We start from the raw sequence: 15,873 nt of genomic DNA, 5'->3' as shown, positions 1-15,873 counted from the left end.
CTAAAGGTCTAAGCTGACGTTTCATATGCAATTTCGACTGACCACATTGTTCGTCTTCTCGCAATTTCAATAATTCTGGTTAATTCTTTGAGAATTGTTACCTTTCGCGCTGCGAGCATCTGCTCTTTCTCCGCTTCTGTAGATACTATCCGAAGCTGCCATTCCGGCGTCCAGTTCCAAGTACCTTAACTTCTAGCCAGTGGAAGCCCAACGCGATCACTCCCGCCACGAGAATGTAAAAAACCGCCAACAGTAGAAGCGGTTCGTAGATTATGAACGTGTCAGAACGCACCCGAGAAGATACTGCGTAGATATCGACAACGGTGATGGTCGCAACCAGTGGGGTTGCCTTCAATTGCAGGATGGTTTCTCCACCCAGCGTGGGCAATACGTTTCGAATTGCCTGCGGCAACCAGATGCGTCGGAACATCGTCAGCCTTGGCATTCCAAATGATTTGGCTGCCTCAAGCTGCCCCTTGGCGACCCCCTTGAACGCGCCACGCATGACCTCACCCTCGTAGCCGGCATAAGACAGCGTCAGAGCCAGCACCGCATAGGGCCAGGCCTGACGAAGGTAGGGCCAAAGCTCGGATGAGCGTATCCACGGGAATTGGGGGAAGAGCGATCCAAGCCCATAATACAACAACCAAAGTTGCAGCAGCAGCGGCGTGCCACGGATGATGGTACAAAATGCCTTTGCAGGGGCGGCAAGATACCAGGGACCGACCGCCTGTGCCAATCCAAGCGGCACTGCGAGAAGGAAACCGAGAACGACTGTGACGACAAGCAGCCAGATTGTCGTCCAGATGCCCTGAAGGGCCAGCGGGGCGTATTTCGGTATCCAGTCCCACTGCAGCGATACTGCACACCAGATAACGATCCCGGTGAAGATCAGCATCATCACGATGCGATGAGGCTGCATCAATGATTTGAAATCGATCATCTGCTCCCTCCCTTCAGAGAGGGTTGGCCGCGACGGGCCCATTTCTCAATCCGTGCGAAGATACCGCCAGAAAACAGCGTGACCATGAGATAGAGAAAACCCGCCGCCAGAAAGAATGTGAAATAAGCGCGCGTACTGCTGGCGGCCTGTCGCGTTTCCAACGTCAGCTCGTTGAAACCCACGACCGCAAGTAGTGCCGTGTCTTTGGTCGCAATCAGCCACAGGTTAGCCAAACCGGGTACGGCGAAGCTCATCATGGCCGGAATTGTGACACGCCGCATGGTCATAAAGGCGGGCATCCCAAAAGACTTGGCGGCCTCGATTTGACCGGGTGGAACCGCCTGAATGGCACCGCGAAGAATCTCAGTCGCATATGCGCCTTGAACGATGCCCAGCACCCATATGCCTGCGCCAACGCCACTAACCTCGACGCGACCACCACCCATGGCGGCGGAGATTTTGTTGATGATATCCGAGCCCACGTAATACAGGATCAGGATCAGGACCAGTTCCGGTACGGCCCGGATCACAGTCGTATAAATGGCGAGAAGGTCACGCGTGACCTTCCCGCCGTAAAGTTTGCCATAAGCTCCGAACAATCCGATCACGAGCCCCAGCGCATACGCTCCAAAAGCGATCTGCAACGAGTGAGACAATCCGCGCAGCAGATTGGCTCCCCATCCCGGCGGCGAGAGCGACAAAAGCTCTGCGCTCTGCGCGAGGCCAAGTGAATCTAACAGCCCGGTCACAGCAGCGGCTTAGTAGATGCTGGCTGAGAAGTAGTTCGAGGTGATCTTATCATGCGTACCATCCGCCAGAATGGCCGCGATACCCTTGTTCAGCGAATCCAGCAGGTCATCCTGCCCCTTGCGCACACCTGCGCCAACGCCGCGCCCCAAGATGGCCGGATCGTCTTTGACTGCGCCCTTGATCTCGCAGCACGCGCCCGCATCCGAGTTCACAAAATCCGCCATGGCGATGCTGTCAGCCTGAGTGGCATCGATGCGGCCTGCAAACAGGTCCTGATTGGCCTCATCCTGTGTTTGATAGACGCGCAATTCGGAATCCTTGAAGTATTCCTGCGCGTAAGCCTGGTGAATGGTCGAGGCCTGAATGCCGATCACCTTACCCGCCAGCGACTCGGGAGTGGCTTCGATATCCATCGACTTGTCAGCCACGATGACCGCAGGCGTGTTGTAATACGGATCGCTGAAATCGATGGTTTTCAGCCGCTCTTCTGTGATCGACATCGAGGCCATGATGGCATCGATCTGCTGGCCGGTGAGCGACGGAATGATACCGTCCCACGCAACGGGCGTGATCACACAATCCAGTTCAGCCGCGGCGCAGACCGCGTTGATGACGTCGATTTCCCAGCCGACCCAGTTGCCTGAGCTATCTAGCGAGGCAAATGGTGGATAAGGTTCAGCCGCGATGCCGATCTTGACCTCTTCGGCGCTGGCGATCCCTGCCGAAAGGATGGCCGCGACAACGCTGGATGCGAGCAGTTTCTTGATATTCATTTCTGTGACTCCCAGTTGATTTTGTTGAGTTCTGTTGGATCAGGCGACCGAGCTGAGGAATTGCTTCAACCGTTCTGATTTTGGGTTACCGAAAACCTCGGCAGGCGGACCTTGCTCTTCAATGCGGCCCTCGAAGAGATAGACAACGTGGCTGGCAACTTCGCGCGCGAACTTCATTTCGTGCGTGACCAGCAGCATGGTGCGGCCTTCGGCGGCCAGATCGCGGATCACGGTCAGAACCTCGCCCACAAGTTCGGGATCAAGCGCCGAAGTCGGCTCATCAAACAGCATGACCGACGGGTCCACCGCCAGCGCCCGCGCGATGGCGGCGCGCTGCTGCTGGCCGCCCGACAGATAGGCCGGATAGGTGTCGGCCTTGTCGCCGAGGCCCACCCTTTTCAGCAATTCATGCGCCCGCGCGATGGCCTGAGCCTTAGGCACCTTCAGCACATGCACCGGGACCTCGATCACGTTTTCCAGAAGCGTGCGATGGGTCCACAGGTTGAACTGCTGAAAAACCATGGCCAGCCGGGTGCGGATACGTTCGATCTGTCGCCGGTTGGCGGGGTTGCCATCGGCGTGCATTTCAATCAGTTCACCCCCGATGGTGATCTTGCCCGAGCTCGGCGTTTCCAAGAAGTTTATACATCGCAGCATGGTGGATTTGCCAGAGCCTGATCCTCCGATGATGGCAACAACATCCCCTTTGTTAGCTGTCAGGGACACGCCCTTCAAAACCTCTAGCGAACCGAAGGATTTGTGCAGGTCTTCAACCTTAATCGCCTCATTGGACGCAGTTGCTTCGGGTGGGGATGTTGCTGCTTCGGCTGTGTCCATATCCAACAATCTTCTGATTTCCGCTTGCAGTAAGCCTCGAAAATCGCAATTATGCAAGTGTATAATAACACCCAGCCATGGATGAACCGGACGTGCAGGATCAAATCCGCAAGTTTACACGTGAGTCCGCTGAGTTTCGGCGCGAAGCGCTGATACTGGCGACTCTGAACCTGATAGCTGAGATGGGTGTTCGCGGGGCCACCGTACGAGAGATTGCAGCCCGCGCGAACGTGACCCAAGGGTTGATCCGCCATTATTTCTCTTCAAAGGAAGAACTGGTTCAGGCTGCGTATGAGCACCACATGAATACGCTGACCGATCAGACAGCGGCTTCGTCAGGAACGGGAAGCGCGGTATCTCAGTTGACAAACTTCGTTGACGCGTCGCTGCGACCACCGATCGTTGATCCAAGCGCCGTAGCCTTGTGGGCTGGCTTTCTGAACAAGGTGCAGAATGATCCGAAAATGCAAAGCATTCACCAACAGACCTATGACTATTTCCGGGGTCACCTTGAGGAGCTGATCATTGCCGCATTGCAAGAAACCGGGCGCTCGGTCGCAGCGTCGGAGGCAACGCAACTGGCTATTGCCTGTAACGCGGTGATCGACGGCCTCTGGCTGGAAGGGGGTGCGCTTCCGGATGCCTTTTCCGAAGGACAACTGGCACAGATCGGACTGGACTCTGTCGGCGCTATTGTCGGGATTCCGTTGACGAAAGAGGTGGAGCAGCCATGAAAACCACATCAGTGACCGAAAGGTTAGCAGGCCTGGGTGGCGCCAAGTGGGGCGTACATCTAAAAGCCCGCGACCTTATCAAAGCCGGCGCGGATATCGTCGAGATGACGATTGGCGAACCGGATGTGCCTGTGCCCGATGTGTTGGTCGAGGCCACCGTGACCTCACTACGTGCGCAGCGGACAGGGTATTCCAACGGACGCGGTGAAGCTGGACTGCTCGACGCGCTTGCCGTGCGCTATTCAACCTCTCGCGGGCGGGCTTTTTCACTCGAGAACTTTCTCTGCTTTCCCGGGACACAAACCGCCCTGTTCACAGCGATGGCTGGAGTTGCTGAGGCAGGTGATGAAGTTCTGGTTGGTGACCCGATGTACGCAACATACGAAGGGGTCATACGCGCCTCGGGTGCGGAAATGGTTCCCGTTCCACTGCATCCAGAGCACGGGTTTCGCATGCAGGCTGGAGATATCGCGGCGCGGATCACGCCGCGCAGCCGCGCCATTCTTCTAACCACGCCCCATAACCCAACAGGTGCAATCCTGACTGCTACGGAAATTGCCGAAATCGGACAACTCGCGATAGCGCATGATTTGTGGATCATCTCGGACGAAGTTTATGAAGATCTGATCTTTGACGGTGCCCAGTTTGTTTCACCATTGGCAGCCCCGGAACTGGCGGATCGGGTCATAGTCGTATCCTCCATCTCGAAATCACATGCGGCCCCAGGTTTCCGCAGTGGTTGGTGTGTTGGACCTGCAGCATTTTGCGAAGCACTGCTGCCCTATTCTGAAACCATGCTTTTTGGCAATCAGCCTTTCATCGCAGACATGACAGAAAAAGCGATCCGTGACGGGTCCGAGGTTGCTCTAGGCATGGCCGCTCGTTTTTCCGGTCGCGCCGCCCTGCTGGCCGATCGTCTTGAAGCAGAAACGGATCTGACCGTTCACCGGCCCGAGGCAGGAATGTTTGCCCTCATCAACGTTTCGGCGACCGGCTTGGATGGCGAAGCCTATGCCTGGGACCTGCTACAAGCCGGAGTAGCGGTAATGCCGGGATCCGCCTTTGGGGAGAGCTTGAGAAACTGGGTCCGCATTGCACTGACGATCAGCGACGCAGACTTTGCCACTGCAGTCTCGCGCATCATTGATCACGCCAACAGCAAATCACGCGAGGTCGCATGAGCGGAACGACAATCGGCGAAGCTCTGGTTGCTAAGCTTCGCCAAAGGGATGTGACCTGCGTATTCGGAATTCCGGGTGTTCATACTGTCGATCTGTACCGCGGGCTTGCGGCTTCGGGCATTCGACATGTGACGCCAAGGCACGAACAGGGCGCGGGCTTTATGGCTGATGGTTATGCTCGTGTGTCGGGCAAACCGGGTGTAGCCTTTGTAATCACCGGTCCCGGATTGACCAATACGCTGACGCCGATGGCGCAGGCCCGCGCTGATTCAGTTCCAATGCTTGTGGTGTCCGGTGTCAATAAAACCGCATCACTCGGCAAGGGCTTGGGGCATCTGCATGAATTGCCTGACCAACTGGGGCTGGCAAAAACTGTTGCGCTAGTGTCCGAACAAGTCTCCGACACCAATGCTCTGGACCCGGTCTTAGACCGTGTTTTTCACAGCCTCACAAATGGTCGCCCAGGACCGGTGCATATCGAGGTTCCGTTGGATGTCGCGGCGGCTGAATATCAGGAAACACCCGCTGAGACGCGCGATCCAGCACCGCCGGTTGACCCGGCAATGATCACACACGCCGTTAAGCAACTGACTGAAGCGCAGAATGTTGTCATTTTGGCGGGCGGCGGTGCGAAACGAGGTGAGGCCGGACTGCAAGCTCTGTCCGAAGCCCTGGATGCTCCCGTGGTGCAAACCGTCAACGCGCGTGGCTTGATGCACGGACACCCTCTGACCGTTCCGGCCAGCCCCAGCCTGAATGCAGTACGTGCGCTGATAGATAGTGCCGATTGCGTACTGGCCTTGGGAACCGAGCTGGGGCCAACCGATTTCGATATGTATGCCACCGGTCAACTGGCAAAAATGTCAAACCTTATCCGAGTTGATCGGTGCCGCGATCAACTAGCCCGACATGAAGCAGCGCTCACCATTCAAGGTAACGTTAACGTGGTTGTACCGAAGCTGATGGAGGTTTTGCCGCATGAGGCAAAGCAAAGCGAAGGTGCGAACCGTGCCAGTGAAACCCGCGACGCCGCTTGGGAGGAAATTGGCCCGGGTTATCGCCATCAGGTGGAAATCCTGAATGCAATACGCTCTGCGGCCCCGAACGCGCTGATGGTCGGAGACTCCACCCAACCAATTTACGCAGGCAATCTTTATTACGACCATGACAGAGCAGGAGGCTGGTTCAATGCCGCGACGGGATATGGCGCGCTCGGCTTTGGGATACCTGCAGCCATCGGTGCGTCGATCGCCGATCCGACAGCACGGGTAATCTGCATTGTTGGCGATGGAGGCGCGCAGTTTTCATTGCCTGAAATCATGGCCGCGGTAGACGAAAACCTGCCCGTCACCTTCGTGATCTGGAACAATCACGGGTACCGGGAAATTGCCTCATCGATGCAAGACGCGGGCGTCACAGTCACAGGATGCGATCCCTCGCCACCCGATTTTGCAGCTACCGCCAAGTCATTTGGCATCCCATTCACTTCGGTTCCAGCTGAACCACAGGTTGTGGCGCCGGCGTTGCGCGAAACCGTGGCCTTGGATGGTCCATCATTGATCGAAGTCACCGCTCCAAAATTCGAACCTCAGAAAGATTGAAACATGTCAGACCCGACCTTTGAGTTTTCTCGCGCTATCACCCGTCGTCCGGCCCCAACCATCGCTGGCGGATTGCGCGCAGAAGATGTCGGAAACCCGGATTTCGACGGGATGCTGGCGGCGCATAAAGCATACGTGTTTGCATTGAAGAGCACCGGGGCTGAGGTGATCGAACTTGATCCCCTCGATGCGTTCCCTGACGCGCAGTTTGTCGAAGATACGGCCCTTTGCCTGCCGCAAGGTGCTGTGCTGATGCGGCCGGGTGCACCTTCGCGAATGGGTGAAGTGGCCGAAATCGCTCCGACACTTCGCGACTGCTACGAAACAGTTCTTGAGATCAATGGCCCCGGCCATATCGAGGGGGGAGACATCCTTGTCACCGGGCGTGAGTTATTGGTGGGCAGGTCCGACCGAACGGATGCTGAAGGTGTCGCCGAGCTGGCTAATATCATCTCCAACTGGGGTCACGAGCTGAGGGAGGTATTCACGCCAGAAGGGGTTTTACACTTCAAGACAGATTGCTCACTGATGGATGCCGAGACAATCCTGTCGACCCGTCGGTTGGATGCATCAGGTTGCTTTGAAGGCTACCGTGTGTTGCATGTAGCCGACGGCGAAGAAGCTGCTGCCAACGCAATCCGCTTCAATAATCTGGTGCTGATGGCCGCAGGTTTTCCACGCACCGCAGAGATGCTGGATCGTGAAGGATTTAATGTCGTTGAGATCGACAATACCGACTGCGCAAAGTTGGATGGAGGTATGTCATGCCTTTCGTTAAGGTTTTGAAGAGGTTGTAGCAAACTTTTGGCCATTGGCGCTCTTGAAGTTAATAAACAGTTGAACCGTCCAAATTTGTTCCACTGGCCGGATATCTGTAGATCACGCGGCAATCGACATATTGGGCTCATTCCGGACCTCGGTACCATTGCAGCACAGTTCCCTGCTCCGCCGTCAGCTCATTGCGACGAACGGCCCAGAGCGGATGAGGTGGGTGGCTCCTGCTCCACCGGCATCGAATGTGCCAAAGTGCAGTTGTCATCGACTGCTAGGAAAGGAGCCACCCAATGACAGTAAAGACCGTCGGCCTGGATCTGGCCAAGGATGTTTTTCAAGTTCACGGCATTTCAGAGAACGGCCGAGTGATTTTCAACAAAGCCATCAAACGCGCAAAGCTGCTCCGCTTCTTTGAGACGCTCCCACCCTGCAGGGTCGGGATGGAAGCCTGCGGCTCGTCTCATCACTGGGGTCGCCAGCTGCGCAAATTGGGGCACGACGTGAAGCTCATGCCCGCCGGATACGTCAAACCCTACGTGAAGCGCGGCAAGAACGACGCCGTTGATGCTGAGGCAATCTGTGAAGCGGTCCGTCGACCAACCATGCGATTTGTCGAGATCAAGACGGAAGAGCAGCAAGCCATTCTCTCAATCCACCGGACTCGCGATCTGGCCGTCCGGCAACGCACTCAACTGGCCAACATGATCCGTAGCTTGTTGCGTGAGTTTGGGCACATCCTGCCGATCGGAATTGAAGCGGTCACCGCATTTGCAAAGCGTCACTTGGCGGGAGATCACCCGGACATACCAGAGATCGCCAACGGCATGCTCGGCATACAGTGCTATCAGTTCCTCGGCCTGAACGAACGCATCGACGGCTATTCTAAGATGATCCAGCAACATGCCCTTCTGAATGCAGATGCGCGTAGATTGATGCGTATGCCAGGCATCGGCCCGGTCACGGCTTCAGCGATTGTCGCTACGATTGGTGATGCAAAACAGTTCCGGACCGGACGCGATCTGGCGGCTTGGCTCGGACTGACCCCACTCAACAAATCCAGCGGTGGCAAGGAACGTCTGGGCAAGATCACGAAGCAGGGCGATCGCTACATTCGCAAGCTGTTGGTCGTAGGTATGACATCGCGCGCTGTGATGGCGAAACGTTCGCCAGAAAAGGTCGACCTTTGGACCGCGAAGATCATCGCAGACAAGCCCTTCCGGCTGGCGACGACCGCCATGGCCAACGAGGCCGCTCGGGCCATCTGGGCGATGCTCACAAAGAAACAGGAATACCGGCAGCCTGCGTTCTAACCGCGCCGACTGCCCGCGAGATGCAAGACGTTGAAGTGATGATGCGGAATTAAGCCAACCAAGAGCAAGGACACTCCGGGAACGGCAGCGACCCTCTGAGGTCGATAAGCCGATTGGAACCTCGCTCGCGGAATTCATCAAGGCCAGTGGCGACAATGCCGCCACACAAACAGGCCGGACAGACGAAGGTACTGACGAAAATGACCGCAGAAATCACCAGAAAACACTTGCAATGCAGGAGCCACCCACAGATGCCGTTGGCCAATTGGTCAATATGCTGCGATTGCAGCCCGCATTGCCGCCATTCGCCGCAACCGCAAAATCTGGGTAGGGTCGAACTTACAGATCGCGGGACAGAGCGGGCCTTGGCTGCGATGGGCTCGTCTGGTCGGAATCGGCGCATCACGTCACCGGGCGCCGGTTGGCCGGTTATCAACGTTGTTTCAAACAGTCTACTCCAAGTAGCAGGCCGGCCACGAGAGATCCGCGGAGGGGCGGCGTCGATGCTTGACCATCGAGCGTTCTAATGCTGCTCGTCCCTTCGAAGGAACCTGCTAACGGAAACCGCCGCAATCCTTGTCGTTTTCGTTTGCCCACACTGCCGCGTTTGAGCAAGAGGTTCCGAAATTTTTCTCCAACATGTTGAAGGTCGGCAAACTTCGCCGATATTTTGTACCTGATAACAGGCGGGAAAAATGGCGGATGAAGTTCATTCATGTCACTGATATCCACCTTGTCCGCGATGGTGGTCCGCTAAATGGCGGATTCCCGTCCGAGCGGCTGGACGCCTGTCTGGACGATATCGTTCGGTGGCATGCCGATGCGGCGTTTTGTGTGATATCCGGCGATCTGGCCGAGTTCGCGGAAAAGGAAGCCTATCAGGCGCTCAAGGCGCGACTGGCCGCGTTTCCGCTCCGCTGCTTTCTTCTGATCGGAAATCATGACGACCGAGCCGTCTTCCAATCGGTATTCCCGGATCACCCGATGGATACCAACGGGTTTGTCCAGCACCGCTTCGAAACGGATGAGGGTATTTTCCTGTTCCTCGATTCCACCAAAGGCGGACACGACGTGCATGAAGGGCAGCTTTGCCCTGCCCGACTGGATTGGCTCAAGGCGCAACTGACCGAAGCCGGGGACAAACCCTCCTATCTGTTCCTGCACCACCCGCCCTTCGACCTAGGTATTCCCCTCGTGGACAAGATCAAGCTGATCGAGGCGGACGCATTTGCCGACGCACTCAAACACGGGCGCAACATCCGGCATGCGTTCTACGGCCACGTGCACCGCATGACCTATGTGAACTGGCGCGGTATCCCCTTCACCAGCCTGCCCAGCCTCAACCACCAGATTCCGCTGAATGCGGCCAGTGTTGATGGCGAGTTCTGCGACGAACCACCGGCCTATGGCGTCGTGCAGATCGACGATGACCAGCTGACGATGCATTTCAACACCTTCCTGCATCGCAACCCTCTGCATCAGACCTGAGGCATGGAGCTGTATTGGATTGTACTTGTCCTGATCTCAGCCGCGACCCACCCGCTGCGAGACCTGACGCTGAAAGGTGCTGCGCATCCGGTGTCGTGTTATGTCGGCGTGTCGCTGACCTGGGTGATCCTGGCGACGGTTCATACGTTGGTGACGGGGCAGGACCTGGTCCTGCCGCACGAAACCTGGCCTTTTGTTGTAATTTCAGCCCTAGGGCTGACCTTATATTACTACGGCACCCTATCTGCCTTGCGGCGCGGCAACCTGTCGGTCTACTACCCGATCATCCGTTCGTCGCCGATTGCCATCGTCGCCTTCAGCTGGCTGGTGCTAGATCAGCAATATTCTTGGTTCACCCTGTTGGGTATTGTGCTGGTTCTGGTTGGCAGCCTGATGATCCAAAAGTCGCCGGGCGGACTCCTGCATGATCACAAAGCCTTTGCGCTGGCGGTCATGGCGATGCTGGGGTCAGCCGCCTATTCGTTGAGCGATGCCAACGCGATGCAACAGGCCACTCCGGCACCTTTCCTGTTCTATACCTACCTACTGGTTACGCCATTGCTTGCTGGCATCCGGGCCTGGGAAGACCGTCACCTGTCCGCCCCCTTCTTGGGGGTCGTGCGTGGATGGGCGCTGGCGCCGGGCCGGATCGTATTTGCTGGGATAGCTTCCTATCTGTCCTATCTGTTCATCTTGACCGCCTTCCAGCTTGGGGCCGAAGCCGCCTCGGTCAGTGCGGTACGACAAGCCTCGATTCCGGTTTCGGTGATCCTCGCAGCGCTCATCTTGAAAGAGCCCCGCTTTCTGCACCGCATTGGCTGGGCCAGCCTAATCGCGCTGGGGATATTGTCGATTACGCTGTCTTGAGATAAGAACCATGCCCACCGACCCGGAAGCGCCACGGGTTCATCATTCCCCCGACGTACATCCACCGCTTCGCACCAAGTCTCACGTTCCCCCTTCTTCTGCATTTTGGGCATTACGCAAGATTTGGCACACCTGACACTCTTCTTCCGCCGGAGTATGCACAGCACCCAGTTACAATATCGTGGCTGATTTCAGTGACGAGGCGGCACTACCAGCGGCATCTGCGAAAAATTCGCGAACATTGTCGCCTGACCCGACAGGTACTTCTGGATCGCCTGTCCGAAGCAGTTAGTTCGATCGAGCTGGACGGTACAGAAGCCGGCATGCGCTTCATGGCATTGTCGAAGAAACAGCACCACAACGCCAAGGCGATCCAAGTTGAAGCTCAAAAAAGAGGTGTGCTGCTTCCGACTCTTACGTCCGTTGGCGCGAAAGAATTTCAAACGGGGGAATTCAATAATTCACTTGTCATTGGATACTCGGGATTGACCCCAAAATCCGTTTCGATTGGGGCTGAAAAAATGGTTTCTCTTATTTCCTGAAGCAGCGTAGGCTCTGGTCTGGCTCTTCATCAGATGCCGCCTGAGCTAGACGCGGATGGTTCTGAAGGTCAAATTTATCCTGGGCTGCCCGGATATTGACTTCGCTCGGTTCGACACTCTGCTTGAAGAGCACTTTGCCGAAAACGTTGGCAAGCGGAACGAAACCGGGGCATCTGCTGAAATAGCTCCAACCGTGGAATGACCGAAAAAGGAACGCCTGAAGATCTGCTCCCTAACTTTCTTGCAGTTAATTGCACCGCAGCAATCGGCACAATGGGCTCACAGTTGACTTCGGAGGCAGTGCAGAATTGCCCACTGCTCCACATTTGACGGATCACACGAGCGGCCCGGAGCCGCCATTCAATCACCGATTGGTTTGCCGCGGTGCGGCCCGTCATTCCCGACCTTCGCGGCGACTGCAAGATAAGAGGATGGGCGGACTCACAGTTCGCGGGACAAAGTCCGAATTCGCTGCGGTTGCTCGAACGACAACTGCTGGCGGATCGCGACGGCGACCCCCCCGCAGGTCGGGCGGGAAAGGGACTTTCACTGCGATTGCAAACTTCTTTACTAGTCGTCGCCAAAGGTGACCAACGTACATCTATCACCGATGGGTAATAATTCCGGCTTTCAAAATGTGGATCTGGGTTCAGCATTCCTTGACCAAAAATCATTTTAGTCGCTCAAAAAAACTCTCAAACTCTGCGTCCGAGATTGTTGCGCACTCGTATGGGCCTGGAAATTGCTCCTCTTCAACAGAGTCCCTGAACGCCGAAAGTGCAACTCGGCGGTGGTGTTTTATCTGTTCATACAGTGAATTGAGATCGCCAAAGGCACGTGCATGGCGCGGGCTTTCGGGTTGCTCTCCGCATATGTCATTTTGAAAAAGATAGATAATGTCTGCACTGGGGCCCGATCCGAGCGAGGATGTAATCAGAGATGTGCGGGCGGAAATCTCAGCCAATACTCGGTCACAGATAACTTCAGCCTCTACCGAAAAGGCTCCGGCATCTTCCATTGTGCGGAACGCATTCCAAAGCGCGAAAGCCTCGTCCGCAGTTTTACCAACGGCACGCAGGCCGCCCCGCCAAGTGGATTTGCGAGGAACCAGGCCAAGATGACACATCACAGGGATATCTTCGCGCGCCAAAAGTTCAACAATGTGCGGCCCTCTTGCCGTGTAGATGCTGTCGGCACCATCTTTCATGGCTGCAAACGCGGCGGTCAGCACGTCACTTTCGGTTGCAAAGTCCGGGAGACCGAGTGCAGCGGTGAAGAACAATTCAGGCGCGCCTTGACGCACGGTGGAGGTGTTGTGGGCATTGCCCATGATCAAGTCAATTCCGGCATCTTTCGCGGCTGCTGCCTCTTCGGTTGTATTCGCCGTTGTCTGAACCAGCTTGCGGATACCCTTCAGCGCACGAAGGTCGGAAGCGGTGTAGTTTCTAAGTGAGAACTTCGCGTCCCAGTCGTAGATCCGTTTCATGGTATCATCCGATATCGATAAAGACATCTCCGCCTTCGACCTTAACGGGGTAGGTTTTCAGATTCACACAGACCGGTGAGCGCTTTGCCTCGCCGGTGCGATAGTCGAATTGGCCGTTGTGCATGGGGCATTCGATCAGATGATCGATCACCAGACCGTCTTCCAGATGCACTTCTTCATGGGTGCACAGGCCGTCGGTGCAGTAAAATTCGTCCTCGGGGCTTCGGTAGATGGCAAAGGTACGATCGCCATTGTCGTAACGGATTAGATCTTCGGTTTCGATGTCATCGCAAGCGCAGGCGCGGGTCCAGTTGGTCATGGGCTTTCCTGTATTCCGGGGAGTGGGTCACTCGGCCGCGATGGCTGTTGGTCGAGTGTATTCTGGGCTGGGGTTAGCGTCCTTGGGCAGCAACGGCTTGCGGTCGACAAAGTAGAACGGATCGCGCCGCTGGATCAGAATGGCTGGGAGCATTTCGCGAAACGCGGTCAGTGTTCCCGCGTACGCTGGTGGGCAATCGCCTTTGATTTCTTCGTGCAAGGCCGGGAGATTGTAGAATGGAACCATGGGATACATGTGGTGTTCGACATGGTAGTTCATGTTCGAATACACGAAGCGGAAGAACCGGTTCATGTAGACGGTTCGCGAGTTCAATCGGTGATCCGGGACGTCTTCTGCCAGCCCGGCATGCTGCAGTGATGCCAGCAAGTGATGCAGCCACGAACCATAAAACGTCGGTCCGCCGATCAGCACAATGGGCAGCCATGATTGCAGCACCATTGCCAAAGCAAATGTCATTGCGAGGATTGCGAGGTGAACACGCGACGCCAAGAACGCCTTAGAGCGGTCGGCTTCGATGAGGAATGTTTTCTGATCTTTGGTCAAACGACCAGCTGCCAGCCAAAACATCTTTTTCAACTCGTTCCAGCCAGATTGCAGGTGCAGCATGTTCCACAGGATGTTGAGTGGATGCGGAGGCCGAGGAAACGCGATCTCGGGGTCTTTTCCGACGATCATCGTATCAGTGTGATGGCGTGTATGGCTCCACCGCCAAAGATAGGGGTTTTTCAGCGACATGAATGAGGCCAGCTGATAGGCTGCGGTGTTCAGCCAAGGCGTTTTGAACACAGTCCCATGGCAGCACTCGTGCCAACGGCTGTCGGCGCAGGATCCATAAAACACCCCGTAAAGAATGACAGACGGCACTGCCCACCATGTACCCCAGGTCAGAACGACCAGAGCACCGGTTGCCAACACCAATCCCAGCCAGATCCCATAGTCGATCAAGGCTGGAGCATCGCGGCGCTTCATCAGTTCCTTCATCCGTTTCCGAGGGACTGGAGTAGAATACCACTGTTTAGGTGCAAAGCTTGGACCGCTGTCCCGGCCCGTCAGCGAATAATCCCGCCAAGGAAGGGTATTATCCTTCAGCACATCAGGTTCCTTTTCTACATAGCTGTTGCCGAGCAGAACTGAAGGGCGTCTGAATCGTCAAACCTGTCGTGATATTTTCTATCATTTCTCTCATAATATTCTGTAAAATAGATGATACGTTTTATCATGGAGCGTGCTATGGCCCGTGTCACACTCAAAGACGTCGCAGAAAAGGCGGGGGTAGGCGTCGCAACGGTAGACCGCGTTCTGAATGCGCGTGCGCCGGTTTCTGCGGCGACATCTGCGCGGGTTCTTTCAGCGGCAGAAGCGTTGGGGTATCGCTCGGCAGGATTGTTGCGGCGCCGGGTTGAGGAGATGGCTCCAGCTAAACGGTTGGGGTTCATTCTTCAAAAAGAAAGCAAGTGGTTTTATCGCGAATTGGCAATCGAGTTGCAGCAAAAAGCAGAGCAATTGCGCAGTATCCGGGCAAATGTTGTGATCCGGTATGTAGAAAGCCTGTCGCCGTCCGAGCTTGCAACTGCGATTGACGAAATGCGCGGCAAGGTAGACGCCATAGGCTTGGTTGCGATTGATCATCCGGAGATCAATCGTGCGATCGCCAGCGCCGATGTCCCTGTCATTGCATTGCTCTCGCCCCTGTCATCGCCTCACGTTACTGCCTATGTCGGGATCGACAGTCGAAAAGCAGGGCGGACAGCAGGTTGGGCGATGGCGCGTCTTGATCGAACCGAAGGCGCGGTTGGCATCCTTATCGGGTCGCACAGGTATCTGGGGCACGAAGCGCTTGAGAGTGGGTTCAGAAGCTACATGCGCGAATTTGCACCGCAGAAACCTCTTCGAGACTCTGTGGTGTATCTGGATGACGCCGCAGTCGCATATGAAGCGACAGCAGAATTGCTGCGGGCCAACAAAGACCTCTCCGGTATTTATCATTGTGGAGGCGGGGTGACCGGAGCATTGAAAGCGCTGCGCGAGGCAGGGCAATCGCGGGAGATTGTCTACATCTGCCATGAACGGACACCGGTTACCGAAGCCGCGCTTGCCGATGGCAGCATCGATTTGGTGATTAACAACCCGCTGGATCAGGTTGCAGATCGCGTGACTCAGATGATGTCTCGGTGTCTGACCGGAAAACCAATTCAGGAACAGGTTGGAGTTATTCCGTTTGATCTCTGCACATCTGAAAACCTGTGA

17 protein-coding genes are annotated in these 15,873 nt (G+C 56.0%); 10 read left to right on the top strand and 7 right to left on the bottom strand.

Going from position 1 to position 15,873, the window contains the following annotated elements; all coding sequences use genetic code 11:
• Positions 1-145: 145 nt before the first annotated feature.
• Genes ACR3E4_RS18750 through ACR3E4_RS18735 form a run of 4 tightly spaced genes read right to left on the bottom strand, consistent with a single transcriptional unit; the run spans position 146 to position 3,303 of the window.
• Complete coding sequence (locus ACR3E4_RS18750) at positions 146-943, bottom strand: ABC transporter permease (protein ID WP_480536346.1); 798 nt, start codon at positions 941-943, stop codon at positions 146-148.
• The gene (locus tag ACR3E4_RS18745; protein ID WP_319546318.1) at positions 940-1,692 is read right to left on the bottom strand and encodes an ABC transporter permease; all 753 of its coding nucleotides are present in this window, start codon (positions 1,690-1,692) and stop codon (positions 940-942) included. Before ACR3E4_RS18745 ends, ACR3E4_RS18750 begins: the two co-directional genes overlap by 4 nt.
• Positions 1,693-1,701: 9 nt before the next feature.
• The gene (locus ACR3E4_RS18740) at positions 1,702-2,466 is read right to left on the bottom strand and encodes a transporter substrate-binding domain-containing protein (protein ID WP_480536347.1); all 765 of its coding nucleotides are present in this window, start codon (positions 2,464-2,466) and stop codon (positions 1,702-1,704) included.
• A 39-nt stretch (positions 2,467-2,505) separates the two neighbouring features.
• Entirely contained in the window at positions 2,506-3,303 is a 798-nt protein-coding gene (locus ACR3E4_RS18735; RefSeq protein ID WP_480473252.1) for an ABC transporter ATP-binding protein, read from the bottom strand.
• 77 nt (positions 3,304-3,380) lie between these two features.
• Between ACR3E4_RS18735 and ACR3E4_RS18730 the strand changes: the two genes are divergently transcribed.
• From ACR3E4_RS18730 to ACR3E4_RS18690, 9 genes are all read left to right on the top strand, one after another.
• Positions 3,381-4,037, top strand: coding sequence for a TetR/AcrR family transcriptional regulator (locus ACR3E4_RS18730; RefSeq protein ID WP_480536348.1), 657 nt, complete (start codon positions 3,381-3,383; stop codon positions 4,035-4,037).
• Positions 4,034-5,218, top strand: a complete 1,185-nt coding sequence (locus ACR3E4_RS18725) for a pyridoxal phosphate-dependent aminotransferase (RefSeq protein WP_480536349.1) — start codon at positions 4,034-4,036, stop codon at positions 5,216-5,218. Before ACR3E4_RS18730 ends, ACR3E4_RS18725 begins: the two co-directional genes overlap by 4 nt.
• On the top strand, positions 5,215-6,819 hold the full coding sequence (locus ACR3E4_RS18720; protein WP_480536350.1) for a 5-guanidino-2-oxopentanoate decarboxylase: 1,605 nt from the start codon (positions 5,215-5,217) through the stop codon (positions 6,817-6,819). Before ACR3E4_RS18725 ends, ACR3E4_RS18720 begins: the two co-directional genes overlap by 4 nt.
• 3 nt (positions 6,820-6,822) lie before the next feature.
• Positions 6,823-7,605 (top strand): dimethylarginine dimethylaminohydrolase family protein, encoded by a 783-nt coding sequence (locus ACR3E4_RS18715; RefSeq protein ID WP_480536351.1) that lies wholly within the window; start codon positions 6,823-6,825, stop codon positions 7,603-7,605.
• A 278-nt stretch (positions 7,606-7,883) separates the two neighbouring features.
• Entirely contained in the window at positions 7,884-8,903 is a 1,020-nt protein-coding gene (locus ACR3E4_RS18710) for an IS110 family RNA-guided transposase (protein ID WP_480536352.1), read from the top strand.
• A 702-nt stretch (positions 8,904-9,605) separates the two neighbouring features.
• Entirely contained in the window at positions 9,606-10,391 is a 786-nt protein-coding gene (locus tag ACR3E4_RS18705) for a phosphodiesterase (RefSeq protein WP_480536354.1), read from the top strand.
• 3 nt (positions 10,392-10,394) lie between these two features.
• Positions 10,395-11,258 carry an EamA family transporter gene (locus ACR3E4_RS18700; protein WP_480536355.1) on the top strand — a complete coding sequence of 288 codons (864 nt, stop codon included), beginning with the start codon at positions 10,395-10,397 and terminating at the stop codon, positions 11,256-11,258.
• A 194-nt stretch (positions 11,259-11,452) separates the two neighbouring features.
• The gene (locus tag ACR3E4_RS18695) at positions 11,453-11,800 is read left to right on the top strand and encodes a hypothetical protein (RefSeq protein ID WP_480536356.1); all 348 of its coding nucleotides are present in this window, start codon (positions 11,453-11,455) and stop codon (positions 11,798-11,800) included.
• 55 nt (positions 11,801-11,855) lie between these two features.
• Positions 11,856-12,002, top strand: coding sequence for a hypothetical protein (locus tag ACR3E4_RS18690; RefSeq protein WP_480536358.1), 147 nt, complete (start codon positions 11,856-11,858; stop codon positions 12,000-12,002).
• Positions 12,003-12,470: 468 nt separating this feature from the next.
• Here the strand turns inward: ACR3E4_RS18690 and ACR3E4_RS18685 are convergent, their stop codons facing one another.
• Genes ACR3E4_RS18685 through ACR3E4_RS18675 form a run of 3 tightly spaced genes read right to left on the bottom strand, consistent with a single transcriptional unit; the run spans position 12,471 to position 14,607 of the window.
• Positions 12,471-13,286: a 3-methyl-2-oxobutanoate hydroxymethyltransferase gene (locus ACR3E4_RS18685; protein ID WP_480536359.1), complete on the bottom strand. Its 816-nt coding sequence runs from the start codon at positions 13,284-13,286 to the stop codon at positions 12,471-12,473.
• Between the two features lie 4 nt (positions 13,287-13,290).
• Positions 13,291-13,605 carry a MocE family 2Fe-2S type ferredoxin gene (locus ACR3E4_RS18680; protein ID WP_170680686.1) on the bottom strand — a complete coding sequence of 105 codons (315 nt, stop codon included), beginning with the start codon at positions 13,603-13,605 and terminating at the stop codon, positions 13,291-13,293.
• A 27-nt stretch (positions 13,606-13,632) separates the two neighbouring features.
• A complete protein-coding gene (locus ACR3E4_RS18675; protein ID WP_480567135.1) occupies positions 13,633-14,607 on the bottom strand; it encodes a fatty acid desaturase in 975 nt (324 codons plus the stop codon).
• A 222-nt stretch (positions 14,608-14,829) separates the two neighbouring features.
• Between ACR3E4_RS18675 and ACR3E4_RS18670 the strand changes: the two genes are divergently transcribed.
• Positions 14,830-15,873, top strand: a complete 1,044-nt coding sequence (locus tag ACR3E4_RS18670; RefSeq protein WP_480567134.1) for a LacI family DNA-binding transcriptional regulator — start codon at positions 14,830-14,832, stop codon at positions 15,871-15,873.

It is taken from the genome of Ruegeria sp. AP11 (assembly GCF_056535865.1).
The sequence above is the reverse complement of the archived record's forward strand: the minus strand, read 5'-3'. Positions and strand labels throughout refer to the sequence as shown.